Source organism: Streptomyces sp. NPDC001858 (assembly GCF_053594615.1).
Genome location: NZ_JBSFEV010000016.1, coordinates 14,637 through 38,210 on the forward strand (window position 1 = coordinate 14,637; position 23,574 = coordinate 38,210).

The 23,574-nt window shown below is 73.6% G+C and carries 19 protein-coding genes; 7 read left to right on the forward strand and 12 right to left on the reverse strand.

Translation table 11 applies throughout. The annotated features are described in order from the left end of the window. Positions 1-5: 5 nt before the first annotated feature. Both ACWCPF_RS22660 and ACWCPF_RS22665 read right to left on the reverse strand, forming a co-directional pair. Entirely contained in the window at positions 6-440 is a 435-nt protein-coding gene (locus tag ACWCPF_RS22660) for a roadblock/LC7 domain-containing protein (protein WP_351917069.1), read from the reverse strand. Further along, complete coding sequence (locus ACWCPF_RS22665) at positions 437-3,343, reverse strand: nitrate- and nitrite sensing domain-containing protein (protein ID WP_451046986.1); 2,907 nt, start codon at positions 3,341-3,343, stop codon at positions 437-439. The genes ACWCPF_RS22660 and ACWCPF_RS22665 overlap by 4 nt, the downstream gene beginning before the upstream one ends. Positions 3,344-3,763: 420 nt before the next feature. Here ACWCPF_RS22665 and ACWCPF_RS22670 point away from each other — a divergent pair, with 420 nt between their 5' ends. Continuing rightward, positions 3,764-4,420, forward strand: a complete 657-nt coding sequence (locus ACWCPF_RS22670) for a hypothetical protein (protein ID WP_451046867.1) — start codon at positions 3,764-3,766, stop codon at positions 4,418-4,420. Positions 4,421-4,587: 167 nt separating this feature from the next. Here the strand turns inward: ACWCPF_RS22670 and ACWCPF_RS22675 are convergent, their stop codons facing one another. From ACWCPF_RS22675 to ACWCPF_RS22695, 5 genes are all read right to left on the reverse strand, one after another. After that, positions 4,588-9,207 (reverse strand): hypothetical protein, encoded by a 4,620-nt coding sequence (locus tag ACWCPF_RS22675; protein ID WP_451046868.1) that lies wholly within the window; start codon positions 9,205-9,207, stop codon positions 4,588-4,590. Between the two features lie 73 nt (positions 9,208-9,280). After that, entirely contained in the window at positions 9,281-10,159 is an 879-nt protein-coding gene (locus ACWCPF_RS22680; RefSeq protein ID WP_451046869.1) for a hypothetical protein, read from the reverse strand. Continuing rightward, positions 10,156-10,305: a hypothetical protein gene (locus ACWCPF_RS22685; protein ID WP_451046870.1), complete on the reverse strand. Its 150-nt coding sequence runs from the start codon at positions 10,303-10,305 to the stop codon at positions 10,156-10,158. The genes ACWCPF_RS22680 and ACWCPF_RS22685 overlap by 4 nt, the downstream gene beginning before the upstream one ends. Then, positions 10,302-11,828 (reverse strand): hypothetical protein, encoded by a 1,527-nt coding sequence (locus ACWCPF_RS22690; protein WP_451046871.1) that lies wholly within the window; start codon positions 11,826-11,828, stop codon positions 10,302-10,304. The genes ACWCPF_RS22685 and ACWCPF_RS22690 overlap by 4 nt, the downstream gene beginning before the upstream one ends. A 101-nt stretch (positions 11,829-11,929) precedes the next feature. Further along, complete coding sequence (locus ACWCPF_RS22695; protein ID WP_451046872.1) at positions 11,930-12,631, reverse strand: GntR family transcriptional regulator; 702 nt, start codon at positions 12,629-12,631, stop codon at positions 11,930-11,932. Between the two features lie 173 nt (positions 12,632-12,804). On the opposite strand from ACWCPF_RS22695, the gene ACWCPF_RS22700 reads away from it, so the two are divergent. Genes ACWCPF_RS22700 through ACWCPF_RS22720 form a run of 5 tightly spaced genes read left to right on the forward strand, consistent with a single transcriptional unit; the run spans position 12,805 to position 17,309 of the window. Continuing rightward, on the forward strand, positions 12,805-14,106 hold the full coding sequence (locus tag ACWCPF_RS22700) for an MFS transporter (RefSeq protein WP_451046873.1): 1,302 nt from the start codon (positions 12,805-12,807) through the stop codon (positions 14,104-14,106). Positions 14,107-14,114: 8 nt separating this feature from the next. Further along, entirely contained in the window at positions 14,115-14,987 is an 873-nt protein-coding gene (locus ACWCPF_RS22705) for a putative hydro-lyase (RefSeq protein WP_451046987.1), read from the forward strand. A gap of 20 nt (positions 14,988-15,007) precedes the next feature. Continuing rightward, positions 15,008-15,784 carry a LamB/YcsF family protein gene (locus ACWCPF_RS22710; RefSeq protein ID WP_451046874.1) on the forward strand — a complete coding sequence of 259 codons (777 nt, stop codon included), beginning with the start codon at positions 15,008-15,010 and terminating at the stop codon, positions 15,782-15,784. Between the two features lie 2 nt (positions 15,785-15,786). Continuing rightward, positions 15,787-16,440, forward strand: coding sequence for a 5-oxoprolinase subunit PxpB (gene pxpB, locus ACWCPF_RS22715; protein ID WP_451046988.1), 654 nt, complete (start codon positions 15,787-15,789; stop codon positions 16,438-16,440). Then, a complete protein-coding gene (locus tag ACWCPF_RS22720; protein WP_451046875.1) occupies positions 16,437-17,309 on the forward strand; it encodes a 5-oxoprolinase subunit C family protein in 873 nt (290 codons plus the stop codon). Before pxpB ends, ACWCPF_RS22720 begins: the two co-directional genes overlap by 4 nt. Before the next feature lie 49 nt (positions 17,310-17,358). Here ACWCPF_RS22720 and ACWCPF_RS22725 read toward each other — a convergent pair whose 3' ends face one another. The 5 genes from ACWCPF_RS22725 to ACWCPF_RS22745 form a co-directional block, all read right to left on the reverse strand. Further along, on the reverse strand, positions 17,359-18,237 hold the full coding sequence (locus ACWCPF_RS22725; RefSeq protein ID WP_451046876.1) for an SGNH/GDSL hydrolase family protein: 879 nt from the start codon (positions 18,235-18,237) through the stop codon (positions 17,359-17,361). Further along, complete coding sequence (locus tag ACWCPF_RS22730; protein WP_451046989.1) at positions 18,234-19,472, reverse strand: glycosyltransferase; 1,239 nt, start codon at positions 19,470-19,472, stop codon at positions 18,234-18,236. The genes ACWCPF_RS22725 and ACWCPF_RS22730 overlap by 4 nt, the downstream gene beginning before the upstream one ends. Positions 19,473-19,594: 122 nt before the next feature. Continuing rightward, positions 19,595-20,722 (reverse strand): glycosyltransferase family 4 protein, encoded by a 1,128-nt coding sequence (locus ACWCPF_RS22735; RefSeq protein WP_451046877.1) that lies wholly within the window; start codon positions 20,720-20,722, stop codon positions 19,595-19,597. Positions 20,723-20,938: 216 nt separating this feature from the next. Then, positions 20,939-22,360, reverse strand: coding sequence for a HEAT repeat domain-containing protein (locus ACWCPF_RS22740; RefSeq protein ID WP_451046878.1), 1,422 nt, complete (start codon positions 22,358-22,360; stop codon positions 20,939-20,941). A gap of 323 nt (positions 22,361-22,683) precedes the next feature. Further along, positions 22,684-23,076: an ankyrin repeat domain-containing protein gene (locus ACWCPF_RS22745; protein ID WP_451046879.1), complete on the reverse strand. Its 393-nt coding sequence runs from the start codon at positions 23,074-23,076 to the stop codon at positions 22,684-22,686. A gap of 263 nt (positions 23,077-23,339) precedes the next feature. Between ACWCPF_RS22745 and ACWCPF_RS22750 the strand changes: the two genes are divergently transcribed. Further along, the gene (locus ACWCPF_RS22750; protein ID WP_020128927.1) at positions 23,340-23,534 is read left to right on the forward strand and encodes a hypothetical protein; all 195 of its coding nucleotides are present in this window, start codon (positions 23,340-23,342) and stop codon (positions 23,532-23,534) included. Positions 23,535-23,574 lie beyond the last annotated feature (40 nt).

Here is a 23,574-nt window from a genome sequence, read left to right on the forward strand (position 1 = left end):
TCCCACTACCCGCCTGCGGGCAGATCGGTGCGTGGGGAGGTGCCCAGATGTACGCCGACCCGCTTGACGAGGAGCGTCATCTCGTAGGCCACGAGCCCTACGTCCGAGTCGGCGTCCGAGAGGACGGCGAGGCAGCTGCCGTCACCGGCGGCCGTGACGAACAGAAAGGCGTCGTCGAGCTCGACGACGGTCTGGCGGACGCTGCCGGCCTCGAAATGGCGGCCGACGCCCTTGGCGAGGCTGTGGAATCCGGAGGCGACGGCGGCCAGGTGCTCGCCGTCCTCCCGGGTCAGGTCTCTGGACACCCCCGTCGCAAGGCCGTCGCCGGAGAGGACTACCGCCTTGCGGATGCTGGCGACGCGGTCGACGAGTTCGTCGAGGAGCCAGTTCAGCTCGCCGTTGCCGGTGGTGCTTTCGCCAGTCGCCTTCGGTGCGGTCATCGACCGTCCCCCTTGTTCGTTCCTTGTGGTGCTGTGCCGCTGTGGGCGTCATCGCCCGCGGCGTTCTCTACACGGCCGCGCTGCCAGCCGCGCTGGAGCGAGGCCATCCGGCTGCGTACCTCGTCGGCGTCCCGGTCTGCGGGGTCGGCTCGGTTCTCGGTGCGCGGAGCCGGGCCCTGTCTCAGCTGTGGGGCCAGGTTCGCCTGCCGCACGCGCCGCGGCAGCGCTCCTGTGCCGGAGCCGGTGTCATGAGCCGCGCTTCCCTGGCTCCGGGCGCCGGCTCCTGCCGGGGCGGACGCGGTGTCGGCGCGCTCGGCTGGGTCGATCGGACCGCCGGGGCGGGCCGCGGTCTGCCGCGTGCGCCGTGGGAGGACGGGGGGCTGAGCAGGCTGTTCCGCACCGCGGCCGGGCTGCTCCGGACCCGGCAGCGCGGGGCGCTCGATCGCGCCGCCGCTGTGGGGTATCTGGGCGGCCATGCCGCGGCGGCGGGACGGCAGAGGCGCCGGCCCTTCGGTCTCCATGCCGCGGGGTCCGGGCCGGGCCGGGGGCTCCGCGTCCGTCTCCGCACGCCGGAGCCGCTGTTCCGGGACCGGGCGACCGTGCGAACTGACCAGCTTGGGGGCGCGGCGGCCGGGCAGCAGCGGGACAGGGGCTTCGGGGTCGTCGGTGCCGGACCCGCCGGGTTCGCCGGGGCTGTCGGACAGCCTGCGGTGCGGGTCGATGGTGCCTGCGGCCGGTTCGTCCTCGGGGCCGCGGGTGAGGGAGCGGCGGGGGCGGAAGAGGCCGCCGTGGTCGTCGTCTTCCTCGTCCAGGGTGGCCGGGAAGCCACCGAGGGCGTCCAGGCCGACGGGGGCCTCCAGCTCGACCGGACCGTCGAGCAGCGTGGCGGGCACTCCGGGAAGCTGGACCGAGGCCGGGGAGAGTGCGGGCCTGCGCGCCTCCGTCGACTCGGCGTCCTTCGGAGGGCGGGGGCGGTCGAGGCGGAATCCGATGCCGTTGGTGTCGGGGACGTCGTCGGTCAGCAGGGCGTCGGGGATGAAGACGATGGCGGTCGTCCCGCCGTACGGGGAGGGCTGGAGAGAGACGCGGACGTTCTGCCGCTGGGCGAGTCGGCTGACGACGAAGAGCCCGAGGCGGTCGGTGTCGGACAGTTCGAATTCCGGGGTCTCGGCGAGCCGGAGGTTGGCTTCCAGGAGGGCTTCGGGCGCCATGCCGAGGCCGCGGTCGTGGATCTCGAGGGTGAAGCCGTTGGCGACCCGGTCGCCGAACACCTGGACGGCGGTGTGCGGCGGGGAGAACACGGTGGCGTTCTCCAGGAGTTCGGCCACCAGGTGGGTGAGGTCGGCGACGGCCGGGCCGGTGGCCGCGAGGCGTGGCAGGCGGCGGACCTCGATGCGTTCGTAGTCCTCGACCTCGGCGACCGCGGCGCGCACGATGTCCATGAGCTGGACGGGTTTGCGCCACTGCCGGGAGGGAGCGGCGCCGGAGAGGATCACCAGGCCCTCGGCGTGTCGGCGCATGCGGGTGGTGAGGTGGTCGAGGCGGAAGAGGTCGGCGAGCTCCTCGGTGTCCTCGGTGCGGCGTTCCATGGTGTCGAGCAGGGTGAGCTGCTTGTGCAGCAGAACCTGGCTGCGGCGGGCGAGGTTGACGAACACCTCGGAGACTCCGGAGCGCAGCTCGGCCTGTTTGACGGCGGCTTCGACGGCGGCGCGCTGGAGGGTGTTGAGGGCCTGGCCGACCTCGCCCATCTCGTTCTTGTCGTATTCCAGCAGCGGCACTTCGGTCTCGACGTCGACCTGCTCGCCGGCGGACAGCCGGCGCATGACGCTCGGCAGCCGGACGCCGGACGCCTCGTGGGCCTCCAGCCGCAGCTGGCGCAGATCGCGGATGAGGCCGCGGCCGATGCGTACGGACAGGACGAGGGAGACGAGCAGGGCTATCAGGCCGAAGACGCCCGCGAAGATGGCCTGGACGATGACCTCGATCGCCACCGGCCGGACGCGGTTCTGATAGCGGTCGTTGGCCTGTTGGTCCAATGCGCCGAGCTCGTCGAGGACGTTTCCGGCCGCGGTGTCCCAATTTTTGGCGCTGGCGCCCCGGGGGAGGTCGCCGGGCGTGGCGGCGACGACGGCCTGTTCGACCGTGCGCAGCGGGGCGGTGGTGGCGTTCTTCCAGAAGCTCTCGTAGCGTTCGCGTTCCGCGGTGGGCAGCTGGGCGAGGCTGATCTCGTAGACCACCTCCCGCTGGGCCGCGAGATCGGAGACGTCGCGGATCTCCTCGCTGCTGAGGCGGCCCACGACCAGGGCGGACCCGAGCAGCGCGTCCTCCTGGGACAGCAGCTCACGGGCGCGGGCGACGCTGACGAGCGCTCGGTACTGCTTGTCCATCTCCACGCTGTCGACCACGTCCAGCCTGGCCAGCAGGGCGTAGCACGGGTCGATCAACTGCGTGTAGAGGTCGAGGGCCTGGGCTCGGGTGACGGTGCCTTCCTCGACACTGCGGCGCAGGGAGTCGACGCCCTCGAAGGCGTCGAGCACGGCGGTCAGGCCCTCGCCGTCGTCCTGGTCGAGGACGTCGCGTACATCGGGGTCCTGGGCGTTGCCGCGGATCTCGGCGAGCGCCTCGTCGGTGGCGGTCCGGGTGCTGCGCAGTGCGGAGAGTGCGTCGGAGGCACGAGGGTCGGCGAGGTAGACCAGGGTCTGGCGGCGTTCCTGCTGGACGACGCGGACGGTGTCCTCGATGGGGTAGCCGACGTTCTCGACCAGGGACGACACGGTGAACAGGCGGCCCGCCTCGCGTCCTGTGAGTACCGTGGCGAAGCCCCAGATGACGGTCAGAGACACCAGCGGCACGAGAAGCAGCGCCACGATCTTCCGGCGGATGGACTTCCCGCGAAAGCGCATGGCCTCCCCCAGCTCGAACCCCCACCGGTGGGGGGTACGCATGTGCGTCAACAAACGGCGTGAGCCTACTACCGACACACAGTTAACTCGAAGAGCTGTCCGGAAGCTGAACCTCCGTACCGAGGGCGAGACATGGTGTGTTGTCCGGGCAATGCGGGAGGTTCCCTCCCTGATTCCGGTCGGCCGGGCCCGGCCGGAACCGATCGGCCGTGCAAACGAGTTGGCCAGAATTTTTCGCAACTTGGGAATCTTCGGGGCACGTCGTTCGTCCTACTCATTGGGAATTGGGGGCGGAATCGGCCACACGAGCCGTATGCCGCACCTGGGCGGCGTAAATCAGCGCAAGCCGGGCAGCCACTGGGGAGCCGGGTCTTCGACCCGGAGGCAAGCGGTCTGTCGGCGGTGGGGAGTGACACGGTGATGGGCACGGCGGAGCGGCGCGGGGCACCCGAGGAGGGTGCAACGGCGCGCGGTACAGCGTTGCGGGATCCCGAGGCAGCTGAACGCGGCATTCCTGGGAACGGGCACGTGACAGCGGAGCGGCGCGACCTTCCGGCGGTCAGGCGCGAGTCGCCCGGCCGCGCCGTCCCGGCAGCCTCGGGCGCCGTCGCAGCCACGCGGGAAGGCGTCCGGCGCAGCGGTGACACCGGCGTCGGCGGTGCCTCCGTGAAAGGACGGGAGCGGGCGGCCTACCGGCCGTTGTGGGTGGAGGAGCCCGCGCGCCGACGGCGGATGCCCGACCCGGTGCGCACGGCGGCCGTACGAGCGGTGCTCATCATCGCCGTGACGCTGATTCAGGCGATGGTCGCCTTCCTGTGCACCCTGGCCGGGTCCTGGCTGGCCTTCCCCATGGTGATCAGCAGTGTGGTCAGCACGGTGCTGGCCACGTGGGGCGCGCTCGACATCTGGGTGACGCGGCAGGTGTGGAATCAGCGCAACGGTGTGGTGTCGACGCCGAGCAGCACCGCGCGGTCGCTGCGCCGCGAGCGCCGCCGGGCGCGACGGCAGGCGCGGGCCACCGAGCGGACGCACGAGCGGATACGCACGCAGGGCACCGGACAGCTGTCCCACTCCTGAGGTGGATCGACGGCTCCTGAAGCGAGTCACGGGACCGCGCCACCGCGCGCGGTGCGGTCCCCTCGCTTCCTGGGCCGGGCTCGCCCGTCTCCTCCCCGTGGTGGGGAGAGGCGGGCGCCGTCCACCTCGTCGAGCTGGTCGGGGCGGGCGACCCGGATCGGCCGGGGCTATGCCGGTCGCTTGAACATCCGGGTCGCCGTGATCTCGCTGTGCACCTGGGCCGCGTCGCCTTCGGCGGCCGGCGCCGGCTGCGGCAGGCCCGGCCGGAGGTGTTCCTCGACGCTGATGTACTTCAGGCCCGCGCGGAGGTCGGCGTCGTTGCGCAGCCGGATGACCAGCGGGAACTCCGCCAGCGCCGTCGTGTCGAACAGGCCGGTGGTGTAGAGGAGCTGCACACCCAGGGCGTCCGAGACCGCGCGCTGGAGTTCCAGCAGATAGGTCGCGTTGGCACGCCCGATGGGGTTGTCGAGGAACAGTGTGCCGGCGTAGCGGTGCTTGTCCCGGCCCCGGTCGTTGCTCCTGAGCGCAGCCATCGTGCAGTACAGGGCGATGGCCGCGGTGAGCAGCTGGCCGCCGGAGAACACGTCGCCCATCTGGCCGACGGGGACGCGCTCGGCGCGCAGGACGGCGTCCGGTTTGAGGATCTCGACGGCGACGCCCTTGGGCTGGAGAGCCGCGCCGACGCCGCGCAGCAGCAGCGACATGCCGTCGCGCCGCAAGTCGGAGTTCTTCTTCACGGCCGCCCGGGTCGCCTCGTCGATGACCTCGCCGAGGCGCTCGGTGAGAGTGGCCTGATCGGGCTCCTCGAAGCGGATGCGCAGGAATTCCTGCCCGGACCACTCTCCGAGGCCCTCGGGCAGCCGGGAGAGCCGCTGGGCCGAGCGCAGGGTGGCGAGCGCGGACTCCACGAGGCCCCGCAGCCGGTCCACGATCGAGTCCCTGTTGCGCTCCAGCTGGGCCAACTCGTCGGTGAGGACACGGAGTCGGGGCGCGAAGGCGTCGGCCCACTTCTGGGCGTGCTCCGGCAGCGCAGAGGCGGGCAGCTCGCGGATCTGCTGGCGGGCCGGGGTGCGGACCTGCTCGTAGCGGGTGGAGTTGGCGTGCCGTACGAGGATGTCTCCGGCCTCGCGCACGGCCGACTCCGCGGCGGACAGGTCGGCGGCGCAGCCGCGCAGTGAGCGGCGGGCCTCGGCGGCCGACTGGCGGGCCTCCTCCAGGGTGCCGGGGTAGGGCTCCGGCTCCTCCTGCTCGTCCTCGGGCGGGTGCTCACGCAGCAGGTCGCGGAGCATCGCGGCGATCTCGTCGAAGCCGCCGGCCGCGTCCTCGGCGGCGCGGTGGGCGGCCAGGAGTTCGGCGTGGGCGTCGCGGGCCTGGCTCAACGCGTCGGTGCGGGAGGCGAGTTCGGCGGTCGCCGTGCGCAGCAGGGCCTGGGCGTGTTCGGCGTCGCGCGGCTGGAGCTCCTCGGTCAGCTCGGTGTGGGCCTCGCCGTCCTCGGGCGCGTGCCGCTCGGCCTCGCCGCGCAGCCGTCCGAGCTGCTCGCTCGAGGTGGAGACGCGGGTCTCCAGGAGCTGCACCAGCTCCTCCGCGCGCGCGGCGGCGGCCTGCCGGGAGGGCCCGTCGGAGCCGTCGGGCGACTGCAGCAGCAGTTCCGCGCGGGTGCGGACCTTGTTGCTGAGCCGGTCGAGTTCGGTGCGGGCCCCGCTCTCGTCACTCTCGGCGCGGGCCTGCTCGGCGCGCAGATCGGCGCCGACGCCGACCTTCTCGTACAGCTGGGAGGCTGCCCGGTAGGCCTCGCGGAGGGCAGGCAGGGAGGACTGGGCGGCGTCTGCGGCCTGCGCCGGCACGTCGTCGGGGGCTCCGGCGATCTCGGCACGTTCGGCGCGCAGCGCACGCGCGGTGCGGCGGGCGTCGTCGGCGGCTCGCTGGGCGCCGCGCCGGTCCTCGTCGGCGGCGCGGGCGCGCTCCAGGCAGGACTGGGCGCGGGCCTCCGACTCGGCGGCCTCGTCGGCGAGTTCACGTACCTTGACCTGCCAGCCGGCGCGCTCGCGCAGCCGGAAGGCGAGCCCGGCGAGGGCGTCGGCGGCACGCCGGGCCTTCTGCGCGGCCTCCTGGCGCTCGTCACGCAGCTGGGCGGCTTCGGCGGCGGTCTCGTCGGCCTCCGCGCGCACGGTGCGGGCCTCGGCCAGCTCGGCCTCGGACTCCTCGGCGAAGGCGCGCGCCTCCCCGGCGGCCTGGGCCAGTTCGGCGAGCCGCCCGGCCGGACAGCCGGTACGCCAGGAAGCGAGCCGCGCCGCCAGCTCACGGTCCTTGCCGAGCCGCGCGGCGAGCCGGCGGATGTCCTCGTCCCGTTCGGTCGCCCGGGCGCGCAGCGCCTGCCGTTCGTCGTCGGCGGCGCGCTCGTCGTGCATGGCGGGGTTCGGCGGGACGAGGAAGACGTCGTCGCTGTGAGCATGGGCCGGTGGTGTCGGTGCGAGCAGGGCGGCGGCCGTGCCGACGGCGACGGCCGAGCGCGGCAGGAGCGCGGCGTCGCCGAGCGCCTCACGCGCGCGTGCGTGCGAGTCGGGATCGGTGATGATCACGCCGTCGACGAGTTCGGGCCGGGCGGCGAGCACGCGCGCGTGGTCGGCGGGGTCGACGGCCTGGGCGAGGTAGCGCCAGCCGGGCAGCGCGGGGATGCCGTGCTCGCCGAGGAACTCGACGGTGGCCAGCACGTCCGGGCCGGGCGGCAGCAGTCCGCCGTCGCCGAGCGCGCCGAGGATGCGGGAGTCGTCGGCGGCGGCGGTGCGCAGCTCGAAGAGCTGCCGTTCGGCGGAGGAGACGGCGTCGTCGAGGAGTTCGCGCAGGTCGTCGGCGCAGCGGTCCAGGTCCTCGGGGGTCAGCGAGGGGCCGTCCTGCGGTTCGCCGTCCTGCCGGGGCTGCGGAATCGGCCGCCGCGCGCCGCCGCCGGTCAGCCCGAGGAGCTCCGCGAGGCGCTCCTCGCCGGCCAGGGACTCGGCGAGCCGCCGCTCGGCGTCGTAGGACCGTCGCCCGGCCGTCGCGGCGTCCGCGGCCCGGGCCGCGGTGAGTTCGGCGCGGGACTCGGCGGAGGCGGCCTCGCGCGCGTGCTCGCCGGCCCGGCGTGAGGCCTCGCGGGCGGTGTCCCAGGCGGCGACGGCCGTCTTCTCGGCGTCGCTGGCGGCGAGGGCCGCGCGGGCGGGGTCCGCGTCGGGTGCGCTGTCGTCGAGCCAGCCCGCGCGGACGGCCTCGGCGGTCTCCTGCTCGACCTCGGAGAGGCGTTGGCGCAGGTGTCCGACCTCGCTGCGCGCGCGCTGGGCGTCGGTGGCGGCGGAGGTCGCGTCCCGGTGCGCGGACTCGCCGACCTCCTGGAGTGCCGCCGAGCGCTCCTCCTCCTCGTTGGCCAGGGTCTCGGCGCGCTCCGCGGCCGCGTGCAGGGCCCGGACGAGATCGACGGCGGCCCTGGCGCGGGCGGCGAGCGCGGGAGCGGCGTCGCGCTCGGCCTCCTGGATCGCGGCGGAGACGCGCGCGACGCGGTCCGCGGCGGCGCGGTGGCGCAGCACGGCCTCGGCAGCCTGCCAGGCGGCGTGCAGGGTGCGGGCGTCGGCGAGTTCGCGCTTCTGCGCGGCGGCGGACTTCTCCGCGGCGGCGAGCGCCAGTGAGGCATGCCGGAAGGCGAGTTCGGCGGCGATCAGCGCGCTGCGCTCGCGTGCGCTCTCGGAGTGGGTGACGGCGTAGGCGGCGGCCGTGACGCGCTGGGCGAGGTCACCGGCCCGTGTCTTCTCCTGCCCGCCTCGCGCGGTGAGCCGTCGTGCCAGCGCGCGGGTGCGGCGCTCGGCGCCGGCGTGTACGTCACGCGCGCGTGAGCGGGCCTCGGCGGCCTCGACGATCCGCCCGAGGAGGTCCACCGACCCGGCGGTGAAGTCCCGTTCGGCGATCAGCTCGGCGCGGCGGCCCAGCTTGTTGCCGAAGCCGCTGACCAGGTCGGCGAGCCCGTCGGTGTCGCGGGTGTCGGTCACCGCGCGCAGCAGCAGGTCGGTGAAGTCGGAGTCCTTCTTGACCGCGAAGAGGCCGGCGGCCTCGCCCTCGTCGGCGTTCATCTCCCGCTGGTAGCGGAAGAGTTCGGGGTCGAGGCCGAGTTCGGTGAGGTGCTCGACCCAGCGGTCGTGGATCTCCTCCCAGTGCACCTCCAGGTGCGGATACGCCTTCCCCGCCTCGGTGATGGCGTCCCGGAACCCCTTCATGGTGCGCCGCCGCCCGTGCGCCCCGGAGGCGCCCTCGACGGGCGGGCGCACGGCGGTGGACTCGGCGACGGGCAGGTTGTCCAGGCTCAGCCCGGGCCCGGGGCGGAACGAGTACCAGGCTTCCGCGAACTTCCGTGGGTCGTTGGACACCTGGCGTCCGCGCCACTCGCTCGCCTTGCCGACGACGACGCACTCACCGGTGAGCACGTGCTGCCACTCCAGCGCCACGTGCCCGCAGTCGTCGGCGAGCAGGAACTTGCGCAGCACGCCGGAGCTGGCGCCGCCGAGGGTGTTGCGGTGTCCCGGCAGCATCACGGAGAAGATCAGCTTGAGCAGGACGGACTTGCCGCCGCCGTTCTCCAGGAAGAGCACGCCCGCGGGCGCGGGCCGGCGCGGCGGGCCGACGGGCTCCTCTTCGAAGAACTCCGCCTGTGTGGGGGCGGGGTCGGGCACGATGTCGCCCACACCCCGCAGGTCAAGCACGGTGTCGGCGTAGCGCGCACCGGCAGGCCCGATGGAGTAGAGGCGGACCCGGGACAGCTCGTACATGGCGGACTCTCGTAAGTCTTCGGTCTTCGGTCTTCGACAGATCGGGGGGCGTGGAGGGAGGAGCCTTGGGGCTCTACGAGTGGAAGGGCAGGCTGGCGTCGGACACCAGTTCCAGGTCGTCGGTCTCCTCGGCGGGCAACAGGGTCGGCGCGCCGTCGGTGACCGGGACGACGCCCAGCTCCAGCAGCTCAGCCATGGCGGCGCTGCCGGCCATGTCGCGCACCTGGAGCTGGTAGCGGGCGGTCGTCCGGTAGGTGCCGCCGTTGTCGTCGCCGGTCCGCTGCAGGAATCCGGAGTCGGTGAGGAAGGCGACGGCCTTGCCGACGATGCCGGTCGTCGAACCGGCGAGTCTGCGCGCGTCCTTGGTCGCGCCGGTGGCGCTGCGTCTGGTCCAGATCCGCCAGGCGGCCTCCAGGCCGGGCGCGTCGGTCGCGGGGTCGGTGTTCTCGCCCTGTTCCTCCGCCCGCTCCTCCAGCCGACGGCAGGCCTGGCGCACGAAGGCGTCGACTCCGTTGACGCTGACCCGCCCGATGTATCCGTCGTCGGCCAGGTCCTCGGGCCGGGGGAAGGCCATCGCGGCGACGGCGAGATGGGCGAGCCCGTGCAGGAACCGGTCGCCGCCGTCGGCGGACGTGCGACGCGCGTAGTCCCCCATCCGCACGGCGAACACCGAGTCCTCGGCAGCGGTCACCGCCATCCCCGCGCGCGGGGACACCTCCAGCACGATCAGGCCGAGCCCGGCGGCGACCGCGTCGGCGAGCCGGGCGAACGCCGGGTCCTCCCGGTGGCGCCGCAGCAGTTCCGCGTACTCCTGGTCCCGCGCGGGCTGCAGTTTGGGCTGCAGCCCGAAGGCGACGAGCCGCGCCGCGTCGGCGGCGTCGGCGGGGGTGACGGGGGCGTGCGCCGCCGGGGCGGCGACCTCCGTGTCACTCCACTCGACGTGCTCGGTCACGGCTTCGGCTCCTTGCTGCTCACGCGCTCGTTGCTGCTCATGTGCTCTTTGATGCTCACGTGCTCTTCGTTGGTCTCACGCTCGTCGCTGCTCGCGCGCTCGTTGCCGATCGCACGCTCGTTCGTTCGGTTTCCGGTGCCGCTCATGCCGCCTCCGTGCGGTCGGCCGCCATCCCCGCGGCGTCCAGCAGGGCGGTGCCGACGATGAGGTCGGCTCCGCCGAACTCGGGGTCGTCCAGCTCCGTGCCGTCGTCCACGGCGAACACCAGCTTCTGCTCGCCCTGCCGGTAGGCGGTGCCGACCGCCGGGCTGGCCGCGTGCACCGCCAACAGGGCCACCAGGTACGGCAGATCCGCGTCCCGTCTGCGCGCCTCGGCGAGGAGCCCGGACAGTCGGCGCGGCGCGTCGGCCGGCAGATCCAGCAGTTCCGTCGCCGCGGCCAGTTGCTCCTCGCTGAACCGGCTGTCGTCCGGCGTCGCGATGAGGTCCGGCTCCGGCATCTCCGCGCCCAGGTGCTCGCGCTCCACGGGCGGGGTCAGCAGCAGGTCGACGAGGTCGCCCACCCGCACGGACACCGGTGTGCGCAGCCCGGTCCCGCGCGCGAAGAAGGCGTCGGTGACCCGGACCGCCTGCTCCAGGGGCAGCGGCAGCACGGGCGCGACGAGATGTCCGTAGAGGTCGATCCCGGACGAGGTCATCGGCGTGGCGAAGGCCTGCCGGTCCTGTTCGGCGCGGAACAGCGGGCCGGCCTCCAGCAGCCGGGACTGCAGCTGCGTGTGCCGGCGGATGCAGTCCTTGACGATGTCGACGAGCTCGGCGGCGCGCCGCTTGTTCTCCGCGTCCTCGATCTCGTCCCGTGCCTTGCGGATGTTGGTGAGGATCGCGTTCTCGTGGCGGTAGCGGTCGGCGACGTGGTCGAGGGCCTCGGCGATCATGTCGGGCACCGCGTTGAGCCAGTCCACCGCGCGCACATTGCGCCGGGTCGCCTCCAGGGCGCGGCGCAGCGTCTCCGAGTACTGCACGGTCCGGTAGCGGGCCTGCTCGGCGGCCAGCTGGGCGTCGGCGAGGCGGCCGCGCCGGATGAGCACTTCGAGCTTGACCTCGGCGGCGATCTGCGCGCTGGTCACATCGGTGTCGAGGGCGCCGACGAGGACGTTGACCGCCTCGTCGGTCGTCCGGAGGTAGACCACGCCGCCGTAGCCGGGGACTTCCTCGATCAGCTTGAAGTCGTAGTCGCGGCGCACATAGGTGCCGTCCGGCGCGAAGGTGCCGTACGCGGCGCGGAAGCCGCGGTCGACGCTGCCGACGTTGATCAGGTTCTCCAGGACCCAGCGGGCCACCCGCTCGTGCTCGGCGACGGACCGCTGCGGGGCCTGTGCGGCGATGCGCGGCAGGAGACGGGCCACTATCTGGTCGTGGTCGGCGCCGGTGTCGAAGTCCATGTTGAGCGTGACGAGGTCGATGGCGGCGAGGGCGATCTCCGCCATGCCGTAGACCGAGTACTCACCCGCGAGATTGGCTTTGCGCACGTCGAGGTCGTGGATCGGCGCGGTGCAGGCGAGCGCGCGCAGCCGCCGCGCCAGGCCCTCGTCGGCGGCCGGGCCCAGAGCGGGTCGCGGCCCCGCGCTGAGCTGGGGCGGAACACGGTCCGTCGAAGCAGGCGAAGTCACGGTGCACAGACTAGGTCCTCGGTCTGACATCGACCCAAACGACGCCTATCGCCTCCGGCGGTCGGACAGGCCACCACCAGGTGTTCTTCGGGCTCGCGCCGCTACGGGGCGCTGTCGCCCTCGACCCTTCCCCGGTAGGCGTCGACCACGCGTTCGAGCGAGTCGGCCAGGTAGACGACCAGCAGCCGTTCGGCCTCCTTCGCGTCCCGCGCCTCCAGGGCCTGGAGGATCTGGCGGTTCCGCTGCAGGTACGGCTCGTGCAGTCGACGCGGATCGTCGACGACGTGGAAGGCGAGGCGCAGCTCGGCGAAGACACTGTTCATCAGCTCGGCGGTGCGGACGCTTCCGGCCAGGGCGACCAGTTCCCGGTGGAAGTGGATGTTGGCGGTGCCCAGTCCTTTCCAGTCATTCTCGACGGCCGCCAGCTGTCCCTCCGTGACGGCCGCCCGAAGGCCCTCCAGCGGGTAGGGCGGCTCGCCCAGCCCCCGCACGACGGCGCACTCGACGAGCGTGCGCGTGCGGTAGATGTCCTCGACGTCCTCGACGGTCAGGACCCGGACGAACACCCCGCGGTTCAACTCGTGGACCAGCAGGCGCTCATGGGTGAGCAGCCGGAACGCCTCGCGCAGCGTGTTGCGGGAGACCCCGAGCGCCCCGCCGATGCTGTCCTCCGACAGCCGTGTCCCCGGCGGGAAGTAGCCCTCGGCGATGCGGCTTCTGAGGATGTCCGAAACCCGTTCGGCCGTGCTTGTACGGCCCAGGAGGGCGCGGTCGTCGGCCAGTCCCGCCAGCTGCTCTGCCATGCCCGGAATTCAACCGCAGACACGAGAACGAAACAACACGGGTATTGAAGGATCGTTCAACGATCCTCTACCTTCCTTTCCATGGCAGCGCCGCGTCCCCACCACGGCGACCCGCCTCCCGCACGGCACGGCTCAGTCCCAGCACCCTCCGTCATCCCCCAGCGAGGTGCCCCATGAGCACAACCCGTCCACCGAAGGCCCCCACCACCGAGGTACGCCCAGGGACGGCCGGACCCGCCCCCGACGACGGCGCGCTGGCCTGGCTGCGCGCCCTCGGTCCGCGCGGCCGCCGCGCCTTCGCCGGCGCCTTCGGCGGCTACGCCCTCGACTCCTACGACTACTTCACGCTGCCGTTGAGCATGGTCGCGCTGGCGGCGTACTTCGGTCTGGACAGCGGCCAGACCGGCCTGTTCACCACCGTCACCCTGGTCGCCTCCGCGGTCGGCGGCGCCGTCGCGGGCGTCCTGGCGGACCGGATCGGCCGGGTCAAGGCCCTGATGATCACGGTGATCACGTACGCCGTCTTCACCGTCGCCTGCGGCTTCGCGCCCAACTACGAGACCCTGTTGGTCTTCCGCTCGCTGCAGGGCCTCGGCTTCGGCGGCGAGTGGGCGGTCGGCGCGATCCTGGTCGCCGAGTACTCCAGCGCGAAGCACCGGGGGCGCACGCTCGGCGCGATCCAGAGCTCGTGGGCCGTCGGCTGGGGCCTCGCGGCGCTCGTGTACACGCTGGTCTTCTCGTTCTTCGGCGACGACGTGGCCTGGCGCGTGATGTTCTGGACGGGCGCCCTGCCCGCGCTGCTCGTCGTCTGGATGCGGCGCCGGGTGCAGGACGCGCCGGAGGCCACGGCGGCACGGCGGCAGAACGCCGAGAAGGGCTCGTTCCCGGCGATCTTCAAGGGTCCGCTGCTGCGCACGACGCTCTTCACGGGCCTGCTCTCCACGGGTGTGCAGGGCGGCTACTACACCCTGGCGACCTGGGTGCCGACGTACCTGAAGTCGGAGCGCGGTCTGTCGGTGGTCGGCACCGGCGGCTATCTGACCTTCCTGATCTCGGGCGCCTTCCTCGGCTACCTGACCGGCGGCTATCTCACCGACCGGCTGGGCCGGCGCCGCAACATCTGGCTGTTCGCCCTGCTGTCGGCGGTGTGCATCCTGGCGTACGCGAACATCCCGAGCGGCGCGGACACCCTGCTGCTCGTGCTCGGTTTCCCGCTCGGGTTCTGCATGTCGGCGATCTTCAGCGGCTTCGGCTCCTACCTCAGCGAGCTGTATCCCACTGCCCTGCGCGGCACCGGACAGGGCTTCACCTACAACACCGGCCGCGCCGTGGGCGCCGTCTTCCCCACCACGGTCGGTTTCCTGGCCGACAGCTGGGGTGTGGGCGGCGCGCTGGTCTTCGGTGCGATCGGGTACGCGATCGCCGCCCTCGCGCTGCTGGGACTGCCGGAGACGCGCGGCAAGGAGCTGCTGTGAACCGTCCGATCCTCACTCAGGACCGCCGTCCCCCTCTCCTTCGCACGGAGGACGGCCGTCCTCCTCGCGGCGCGGACCGTCCCGTCACCGTCGTCGACGAGCACGCGTACGCGTGGAGCCCCGCCATGGCCCGGTCCCGCTTCCGGGCGGGTCTGGCGGGCCCCACGGCCGGGGTCGCGGCGGGCCACACCCAGGTCAATCTGATCTCGGTGCCCGCGGACTGGGCGTACGACATGCTGCTGTTCTGCCAGCGCAATCCGAAGCCCTGTCCCGTCCTCGACGTCACCGACGCCGGCTCCTGGACGACGGTCCTGGCCGAGGGCGCCGACCTGCGCACCGATCTGCCGCGCTACCGGGTCTGGCAGGACGGCGAGCTGGTGGCCGAGCCGACGGACGCGCGCGCGTACTGGCGTGACGACCTGGTGTCGTTCCTCATCGGCTGCAGCTTCACCTTCGAGTGGGCGCTGTCCGGAGCCGGCGTCCCGATCCGGCACCTGGAGCAGGGGCGCAACGTCCCGATGTATGTGACGAGCCGTCAGTGCCGGCCCGCGGGGCGGCTGCACGGCCCGCTGGTGGTGTCCATGCGTCCGGTGCCGCCGCAGCACCTCGCGGCGGCGATCCGGGAGAGCAGTCTGCTCCCGGCGGTGCACGGCAGCCCCGTACACTGCGGCGATCCGTCGGGACTGGGCATCGACGGCCTCGGACGGCCCGACTTCGGCGACGCCGTGGACGCCGCGCCGGACGACATCCCGGTGTTCTGGGCCTGTGGAGTGACCCCGCAGGCCGCGGTGACGGCCTCGCGCCCGCCGTTCGCCCTCACCCACGCCCCGGGACAGATGTTCCTCACCGACGCCCGCGACGAGCAGTACCGCGTGGCCTGAAAAGGAGGTACGAAGGAACCATGACCGCGACGACCGCGACGACCGCGATCGATCTGAACGCCGACCTCGGCGAGGGCTTCGGGCACTGGCGGCTGACCGACGACGAGGGATTGCTGTCCGTCGTCACCAGCGCCAACGTGGCCTGTGGCTTCCACGCCGGGGACGCGCCCACCATGCGGCGGGTGTGCGAGCTGGCGGCCGGGCGCGGCGTGGCGATCGGCGCCCAGGTCTCCTATCGGGACCTGGCCGGATTCGGGCGGCGCGCCATGGACGTGCCCGCGGCCGAACTGGCCGCCGAGGTGGCGTACCAGATCGGCGCCCTGGAGGTGTTCGCCCGGGCGGCGGGCGCGCGCGTGGCATACGTGAAGCCGCACGGCGCGCTCTACAACCGGATCGTGCACGACGCGGAACAGGCCGCCGCGGTGGTCGACGGGGTGCTCCTGGCCGGCGCCGCGCTGCCCGTGCTCGGGCTGCCGGGCTCGCGCCTGCTGGAGCTGGCCCGTAAGGCGGGGCTGCGGGCCGTCCCGGAGGCCTTCGCGGACCGGGCGTACACCGACGAGGGCACGCTCGTGCCGCGTGCCCAGGCCGGAGCCGTGGTCGCCGACCCGGACGCCGTCGTGGCACGGTCGGTGGGCCTGGCCCGCCTCGGCCGGGTCACCTCCCGCACGGGGTCCTCCGTCGAGGTACGCGCGCGTTCCCTGTGTCTGCACGGCGACACGCCCGGCGCGGTGGAGCTGGCCCGCAGGGTCCGGCGCGGGCTGGAGGAAGCGGGCGTGCGGGTGGAGGCCTTCGCATGAGCATCCGTGTCCTGCCCGTGGGCGACGACGCCCTGCTCGTCGAGGTGGCGTCGGGCGCGGAGGCCGAGGCCCTGCACGCCGAGCTGCTGAGGCGCCGGACGGCGGGCCTGCTCGGCGCGCGCGAGATCGTCCCGGCGGCGCGCACCGTCCTCCTGGACGGCCTGACGGACCCCGACCGGCTGGCGGCCGAGCTCGCCGCCTCCGTCGTGCCGCCCGTTCCCCCGCGCGTGCAGGACGTGGTGGAGATCCCGGTGCGTTACGACGGCCCCGACCTGGCCGAGGTCGCCGCGCACTGGGGCGTCGCGGAACAGGAGGTGGCCCGCATCCACTCGGCCGCCGAGTTCCGGGTCGCGTTCTGCGGGTTCGCGCCCGGCTTCGGCTATCTGACCGGCCTGCCCGAGCGCTACGACGTCCCGCGCCGGGCCGCCCCGCGCACCGCCGTGCCGGCCGGTTCGGTGGCGCTGGCGGGGCCGTACACGGGCGTGTACCCACGCTCGTCGCCGGGGGGCTGGCAGCTGATCGGTACGACGGAGGCGGTGCTGTGGGACCACGCGCGCGTGCCGGCCGCACTGCTGTCGCCGGGGACGCGCGTGCGCTTCGTTCCGACGGAACCGGCGACGGCGGCGGACCCGGTGAAGACGACGGCGCCCGCATGAGCGAACGCGCACTCTGCGTCGTCCGCGCCGGAGCGCTCACCACCGTGCAGGACCGGGGCCGCGCCGGGCACGCGCATCTCGGGGTGCCGCGTTCCGGTGCGCTCGACGCGCCCGCTGCCGCCCTGGTCAACCGGCTGGTGGGCAACCCGCCCGACGCGGCCGTCCTGGAGACGACGCTCAACGGCTGCGCCCTCAGGCCGCGTTCCGACATGACCGTGGCGGTCGGGGGCGCGCCCTGCCGGGTCACCGTGAACGGCCGCCCCGCCGCCTGGGGCGCACCCGTGCGCGTGCCGGCCGGGGCGGTGCTGGACGTCGGACCGGCCGTCCGCGGGGTACGCGCGTACGTGGCCGTGGCCGGGGGGATCGTCGTCGAGCCGGTCCTCGGCAGCCGGTCCACGGACCTGCTCTCCGGTCTCGGACCCGCGCCGCTCGCAGTCGGTGCCGTTCTCCCCCTGGGGGAAGAGCCCGCCGGGGCTCACACACGTGTGGACGTCGCCCCGCAGCCGGCGCCCCCGGCCGAACTCGTCCTGCGGGTGACGCTCGGCCCACGCGACGACTGGTTCACCCCGGACGCGGTGCGCGCTTTCACCTCGCGGACGTTCCTCGTGTCCTCGGCGAGCAACCGCATCGGGCTGCGCACCGACGGGCCCGCCCTGGAGCGAGCGGTGGGCGGGGAACTCGCCAGCGAGGGCATGGTCCTGGGGGCCGTACAGGTCCCGCCGGCCGGCCGGCCGGTGGTCTTCCTCGCCGACCACCCGACCACCGGGGGCTACCCGGTGATCGGGGTCGTGCGCGCGGCCGACCTGCCGGCCGCCGCCCAGGCGGTGCCGGGGACACCGGTCCGCTTCGTGGCCGTACGCCGACGGTGACACCGATGCAGAGGGTGCCGCCGACTCAGCCGATGCAGCCCGTGCTCGCTCACGCCGCGTCCGGCTGCCGCTCCGCCCCCGACAGCGCGGCGAGTGCGGCGGAGACGGCCGCGGATGCCCGCAGGTCGAGCCGCGCGCTCGTCCCGCGCGCGCGGTGACGCATCTCGTCGGCGGCCAGCGTGAGCAGTTGCGGAAGCAGGTCGGTGCACCGCCGGGCCACCCAGCCGGTGCCCGCCGTCGCGATCCACCACAGGCTCGCCGACGTCGTGGGCGCCGGGAACTCGGGCTCGGGCGAGGGCGCGGGCCCGGTCGCCAGGCCCGCCTCCGCCAGCAGCGCGTGGAAGCGCACCGCCAGTTGCCGGTGCCCCCGTTCGCCGGGATGGAGCCGGTCCGCGCTCCATATGGCCCGGTCCGTCAGCCAGGCGCCCTCGGAGGCGTGCAGATGGACGGCGCCGTAACGCTCGGAGAGCGCGTGGACGACGGCGTTGACCGCGCGCTGCCGGCGGGCCAGCGGGCGCGCGAGGGCCCCGGGCAGCCCCAGCGTGCCGCCCGGGTCGGGCAGACACGCGGTGAGCAGGACCGCGCCCTGCCCGGCGAAGGCGGCGTACACCGTGTCCAGCCGCGCGGCCACGGTGTGGATGTCGAAGGTGCAGCGCAGGGTGTCGTTGACGCCGACGACGACGGAGACGACGTCGGGCCGCAGCTCCAGGCCGGCCGGTAGCTGCCGTTCCAGGACGTCCCGCGTCTGCGCCCCGCTGACCGCGAGGTTGGTGAACTCGACGGCCTGCGCGGCGTGCTCGGGCTGCACAGGCTCCGTGGCGAGGCCCTCGGCGAGCAGTGCGGCCCAGCCGCGCCAGCCCTCGCCGACGGGGTCCCCCACGCCCTCGGTGAGCGAGTCACCGAGGGCGACGAAGCGGACGGGTCTCATCCGAGGCCTCCGGACACAACGCGCGCCAGCGGCACCACAGGGGCCGCAGGGGCCACAGGAGCCACAGGAGCCACAGGAGTCGACAGCGTCGCGTCGTGGGCCGCGAGGAACGCGTCGACCGCCGTCCCCCAGCCGAAGCACTCCGCACGCGCGCGTGCCGCCTCCCGGCGTGCCGCCGCAGGGCGCTCCAGGAGGTGCTCCACGGCCTCCGCGAACGCCTCGCCACCGTCGGCCGCGGTGGCCCCGGCGGCCCCGATCACCTCGGGAAGGGCCGAGGAGGCGCTCGCGACGACGGGGGTCCCGCAGGCCATGGCCTCCAGGGCGGCGAGGCCGAACGTCTCCGCGGGACCCGGCGCCAGGCAGACGTCGGCCGAGGCCTGCAAGGCCCCCAGCGCACCGCGGTCGGCGACATGCCCGAGGAACGTCACGGGCAGCCCGCGCTCGCGCGCCCGCTGCTCCAGCCGCGGCCGCAACGGCCCGTCCCCGGCGACGACCAGCACCGCCCGCGCACCGCGCCGCAGCAACGCCTCCAGGGCGTCCAGCGCGGTGCCGGGCCGCTTCTCCACGGAGAGGCGGGTGCACATCACCAGCAGGGTCTCGTCCACGCGCGCGTGCCGGGCGCGCAGCCCTTCGTCCCGCAGGGCGGGGTGCCGTTCGACGAGGTCGACGCCGAGCGGCGCCCGCACCACGTTGCGCGCCCCGATCCGCACGAACTCCCGCTCGGCGAACTCCGTGGTGCACACCACGCGCGCGTACGTGTGGGCGGTACGGAGGTTGAGCGAGTCGGCGGCGCGCCGGGCCGCTCCTTCCGGCACGCCCCAGGTGCGCAGGACGCCGTCGGCGGTCTCGTGGGAGACCATCACGGCGGGCACCCGGGCCCGCCGGGCCCACTTGCCGGTCCAGCGCAGCGTCGTCCGGTCGGAGACCTCCAGCCGGTCGGGGGCGAGCTCCTCCAGCAGCCGGGCGACCCGCCGCTTGTCGGCGAGCACGCGGTAGCCGCCGGTGCCGGGCAGCAGCGGACCCGGCAGGGTGATGACCCGGCCCTGCTCGGTCTCCCGGTCGCTCGTCCGCTCGCCGGGCACGATCAGGACCGAGTCGTGGCCGGCCGCGCGGTAGCCCTTGCCGAGCTCGCGCAGGGCGGTGCGCAGGCCGCCCGAGGCGGGGGCGACGAAGTTGGCGAGGCGCACGATCCGCAGCGGCCCGGAGCACGCGCCCGAAACGTTCCTGCCGCTCACCTCGCTCACGTCGCGCACGCCACTCGCCTCGCTCACGTCAGTCACATCGCGCACGTCGGTCACATCGGTCACGGCGTTCCCCTTGCTCAAGCCGTTCGTGACGCTGATACCGCTCATGCCGCTCATGCCGCCACCACCAGCCGGCGTGCGGCGAGCACGTCCTCGTAGTGGCCGATGAGCCGGTCGCCGACGGCGGCCCAGGTGCGGCCCTCGACCGCGGCCCGCCCGGCGGCGGCGTAGGCGCTCCGCCGCGCGGGGTCGGCGGCCAGTGCCGCCACCGCGTCGCGCACGGCGGCGGCGTCGCGCGGCGGGAAGAGCAGCCCGGTGCGCCCGTGGTCGACCAGGTCCAGGGGGCCGCCCGCGGCGGGCGCGATCACCGGCACGCCGCTGGCCATGGCCTCCTGCACGGTCTGGCAGAACGTCTCGAAGGGGCCCGTGTGCACGAACACGTCGAGCGAGGCGAAGATCCGGGCGAGTTCGTCGCCGGTGCGCTTGCCCAGGAAGACCGCGCCCGGCAGGGCGTCCTCCAGTCCGGGCCGGCTGGGCCCGTCGCCCACCACCACGACCCGGACGCCGTCCAGCGCGCAGGCTCCGGCCAGGAGCTCGACCTGCTTCTCGGGGGCGAGCCGGCCGACGTAGCCGACGATCAGCTCGCCGTTCGGTGCGAGGGTGCGGCGCAGTGCCTCGTCTCGGTGGTGGGGGCGGAAACGCGCGGTGTCCACGCCGCGCGGCCACAGCTTCACCCGGGGCACGCCGTGCGTGTCCAGGTCGTGCCGGGCCGCGCTGGAGGGGGCGAGGGTGAGGTCGGCGGCGGCGTGGACGGACCGTAGCCGGCGCCAGGCCGCGGCCTCGCCGGCGCCCACGTAGGTGCGGGCGTAGCCGCCCAGGTCGGTCTGGTAGACGGCGACGGCGGGGATGCCGAGCCGGGCGGCCACCGCCATGCCTCGGACGCCGAGGATGAACGGGCTGGCCAGATGGACGATCTCGGCGCCGTGCTCGGCGATGGCGGCGGCGACGCGTCGGCTGGGGAGGGCGACGCGGACCTGGGGATAGCCGGGGAGCGGGAGGGAGGGGATGCGGATGACGGGGCAGGGCGCTTCGGCGTCCGGCCCGGTCCCGGCGGCGGTGGCCGGGGCGACGACGACGGGGGCGTGACCGCGATCGACGAGGTGTCGGGCGGTCTGGAAGGCGCAATGGGCCACGCCGTTCACGTCGGGGGGAAAGGATTCGGTCACGATGACGACACGCATACCCGTGTTGTCGCCGCCCTGGACGTGCCCGCGTCAAAGTGGATCTTTCCGAACGACAAACGTCCCATGAGCGTTGCGCTGCGCAGTCGGTGCGGACCGGTCCGGACCGCGCAGGCCGGACGCCGTCCATGACCGTCCGCCCCACCGGCCACTCGGTGTTCATGAACAGGCGCAGGCCCCCGCCAGGCTCCCCTCGGGCGGCGGCCTGCGTCGTGTTCACATGGCGGACGCCGCGTCCGGTCCGATCCGGCTCCGTACGGCCGTCTGGACCTCGGCCTCCTCGGCCGGGTCGGCGGCGAGCCGGCGCAGGCGTTCCACGACCCGGGCGTCGCCGGTCTCGGCGTGCCGGGCGGCGATCTCGCGGGTGCCCTCCTCGCAGTCCCAGAGGCATTCGACGGCGAAGCCGGCGGCGTAGGAGGGGTCGGTGGCGGCGAGTGCGCGGGCGCAGCGCCCGCGCAGATGGGACGAGGCCGTCTCGCGGTAGATATGGCGCAGCACGGGCGCCGCGCAGACGATGCCGAGCCGGCCGGCGCCGTCGACGAGGGTCCATAGCGTCGGCGCGTCGCAGCCCTCGCCGCGTACGGCCTCGCGCAGGGCGCCGAGGACCAGGTCGCTGTCGCGGGTGCCGCCCCGGCAGGCGAGCATGCGGCCGGCGGCGGCGCCGAGGGCGTCGGGCCGGTGGGCCCAGCCGCGGGCCCGGTCGACGGCGGCGACGCTGCGCATGCGCTCGAAGGCGTCGACGGCGGCCTCGACGACCGGCGTCGGTCCTGTCGCGGCGGCCTGTTCGATCAGGAGCAGGGCGTCGGGATCATTGGCGTCGGCGAGGTAGCGCAGGGCGGTGCAGCGGGCTCCCTCGGTGCCGTCCTGGGCCGCCCGGAGGATCTCGGGGCGGTCCTCGGGTCCGGCGACGGCGGAGAGGCAGCGGGCGGCCGGGACATGGAGCGCGGCTCCGCGTTCGATGCCCTGTTGGGCCCACTCGAACACGGCCTGCACGCTCCAGCCCGGACGGGGTCCGCCGGGGCTCAGCTGCCGTTGCCAGCGGTCGAAACAGCCGGCCTCCTGAGCGGCACGCACACGCGTGGAGACGTGGTCGCGTGGATCCTCGGCCCACAGTCGCCAGGGCCGTGGTTCGAAGGCGTCCCGGACGACGGCGGCCAGTTCGGCCTCGCCCTCGGGGTCGGTGGCGAACCGGGCGAGCACCGGCGCGGCCAGGGCGCGCAGGCCGGCGTCGTCGTCCCGCAGGGCGAGCTCGTCCAGTGCCCAGGCCCAGTTGGAGCCTGAGGCGGCGTATCTGCGCAGCAGGTCGAGGGCGTCCCGCCTGCCGTAGGAGGCGAGGTGGCCGAGGACGGCCAGGGCGAGGCCCGTGCGTGACTCCTCGGTGTCGAAGACGTCCTCGACGTCGAAGAGGTGGGCCTCGATCTCGTCCAGCTCGCCGCTGAGGTCGAGGTAGAGGCGGGCGTAGTAAAGGGAGCGGTTCTCCACCTGCCAGTCGTGGCGGGGGTCCCGCAGCACACAGTGGTTCAGCGCCGCGAGCGCCTCGGCTCGCGGGGCGGTGAGCGCGTGCAGCGTGCCGTCGCCGCGGCCCCTCTGGAGCAGGCCGAGCAGCGTACCGCTGGGCGCTATGACCGGATCGAACATGGGAAACAGCCTCACATCAAGCGTCGACGCAACCGGGGACGTGCATTACCTGGCCGCGTGACAACGCGTCGGGGCGCCCGCCGTTTCCTGCTTGCTGTAGACCATTTTCCTCTGCCTCTCGTCGGTGGCCCATGCGGACCGCATCACGGCCCGCGCGGTGCGGCAACACCTGCCCAGCCATCGCGTCCGTGAATCACGACGTCATGATGACCCGGCTGTTCTACCTGCCGCGACCGAAATTTCCGGCGGCCTTGTACCGCCTCCCCCGTGGTCGTTGTTCTACCTGGTCAGGAACTTCTTTGACCTGCTCAGGACACGTCGGCTCAGTGCGCGCCTAAGAGCTCCAGCAGCTCGGTCTTGCCGAACATACGGGCCGTGTCGACGGCCGACGGCGTGCCCTGTGAGGGGTCGACGCCGGCCTCGAGCAGGGCCTTGACGACTTCGGTCTCACCCTTGAAGACGGCCCCGGCGAGCGGGGTCTGGCCTCGGTCGTTGATCCGGTCGGCCTCGGCGCCGCGGGCCAGCAGGGCCCGGACCGCGTCGGCGTGGCCGTGGTAGGCGGCGAGCATCACGAGCGAGTCGCCGCGGTCGTTGGTGAGGTTGGCCGGAACGCCCGCGTCGACGTACGCCACGAGCTCCTCGGTCTGCCCCTGACGGGCCAGATCGAAGATCTTGGTCGCCAGCTCCACGACCTCGGGGTCGGGGGCTTCAGTCATCGGCCGGACCGCCTCTCGCTACAACCGTTCAGGTGAATCGCCAGCGTACTGGCTCGTCGGACACATGGCCGGTACGGCCGTCGGCAAAGATCACGGACGGCCCCTTTCGACGCAGTTCTCCTGCTCAGACACCCTCTGGACCGTCCGCCAGCTGGGGGAAATCAGACGTTTTTCACCCAGTTGCACCTTTTATCGTATGGATACATCCTGTGAGCCTGGAAGTACTCATGGTGACTGTCCCCACGCGAACCAGGAGAACCCAAATGATCCTGTCCATGTCAGGCGTAGTCCTGCTCGGCATCATCGTCTTCCTCTTCTTCCGCAAGGACGGGCTCAAGGCGTCCCACGCCGTGGTCTCGGCCCTCTTCGGGTTCTACATGGCCAGCACGGCCATCGCCCCGAGCATCAAGGCCGGCGGCGAGAGCCTGGCCAGCCTTCTCGGCGGCATCAAGTTCTGACGCCGCACGTCCCGCCCGTACGCACCTCCAGGAGACAGCA

Excerpts from the sequence above, each read along its gene's own strand:
- ACWCPF_RS22720 (WP_451046875.1), top strand. The coding sequence starts at position 16,437 with ATGAGCGAACGCGCACTCTGCGTCGTCCGCGCCGGAGCGCTCACCACC.
- ACWCPF_RS22670 (WP_451046867.1), top strand. The coding sequence starts at position 3,764 with ATGGGCACGGCGGAGCGGCGCGGGGCACCCGAGGAGGGTGCAACGGCG.
- ACWCPF_RS22685 (WP_451046870.1), bottom strand. The coding sequence starts at position 10,305 with ATGAGCGGCACCGGAAACCGAACGAACGAGCGTGCGATCGGCAACGAG.
- ACWCPF_RS22750 (WP_020128927.1), top strand. The coding sequence starts at position 23,340 with ATGATCCTGTCCATGTCAGGCGTAGTCCTGCTCGGCATCATCGTCTTC.
- ACWCPF_RS22675 (WP_451046868.1), bottom strand. The coding sequence starts at position 9,207 with ATGTACGAGCTGTCCCGGGTCCGCCTCTACTCCATCGGGCCTGCCGGT.
- ACWCPF_RS22735 (WP_451046877.1), bottom strand. The coding sequence starts at position 20,722 with ATGCGTGTCGTCATCGTGACCGAATCCTTTCCCCCCGACGTGAACGGC.
- ACWCPF_RS22700 (WP_451046873.1), top strand. The coding sequence starts at position 12,805 with ATGAGCACAACCCGTCCACCGAAGGCCCCCACCACCGAGGTACGCCCA.
- ACWCPF_RS22710 (WP_451046874.1), top strand. The coding sequence starts at position 15,008 with ATGACCGCGACGACCGCGACGACCGCGATCGATCTGAACGCCGACCTC.
- ACWCPF_RS22660 (WP_351917069.1), bottom strand. The coding sequence starts at position 440 with ATGACCGCACCGAAGGCGACTGGCGAAAGCACCACCGGCAACGGCGAG.
- ACWCPF_RS22725 (WP_451046876.1), bottom strand. The coding sequence starts at position 18,237 with ATGAGACCCGTCCGCTTCGTCGCCCTCGGTGACTCGCTCACCGAGGGC.
- ACWCPF_RS22665 (WP_451046986.1), bottom strand. The coding sequence starts at position 3,343 with ATGCGCTTTCGCGGGAAGTCCATCCGCCGGAAGATCGTGGCGCTGCTT.
- ACWCPF_RS22740 (WP_451046878.1), bottom strand. The coding sequence starts at position 22,360 with ATGTTCGATCCGGTCATAGCGCCCAGCGGTACGCTGCTCGGCCTGCTC.
- ACWCPF_RS22695 (WP_451046872.1), bottom strand. The coding sequence starts at position 12,631 with ATGGCAGAGCAGCTGGCGGGACTGGCCGACGACCGCGCCCTCCTGGGC.
- ACWCPF_RS22745 (WP_451046879.1), bottom strand. The coding sequence starts at position 23,076 with ATGACTGAAGCCCCCGACCCCGAGGTCGTGGAGCTGGCGACCAAGATC.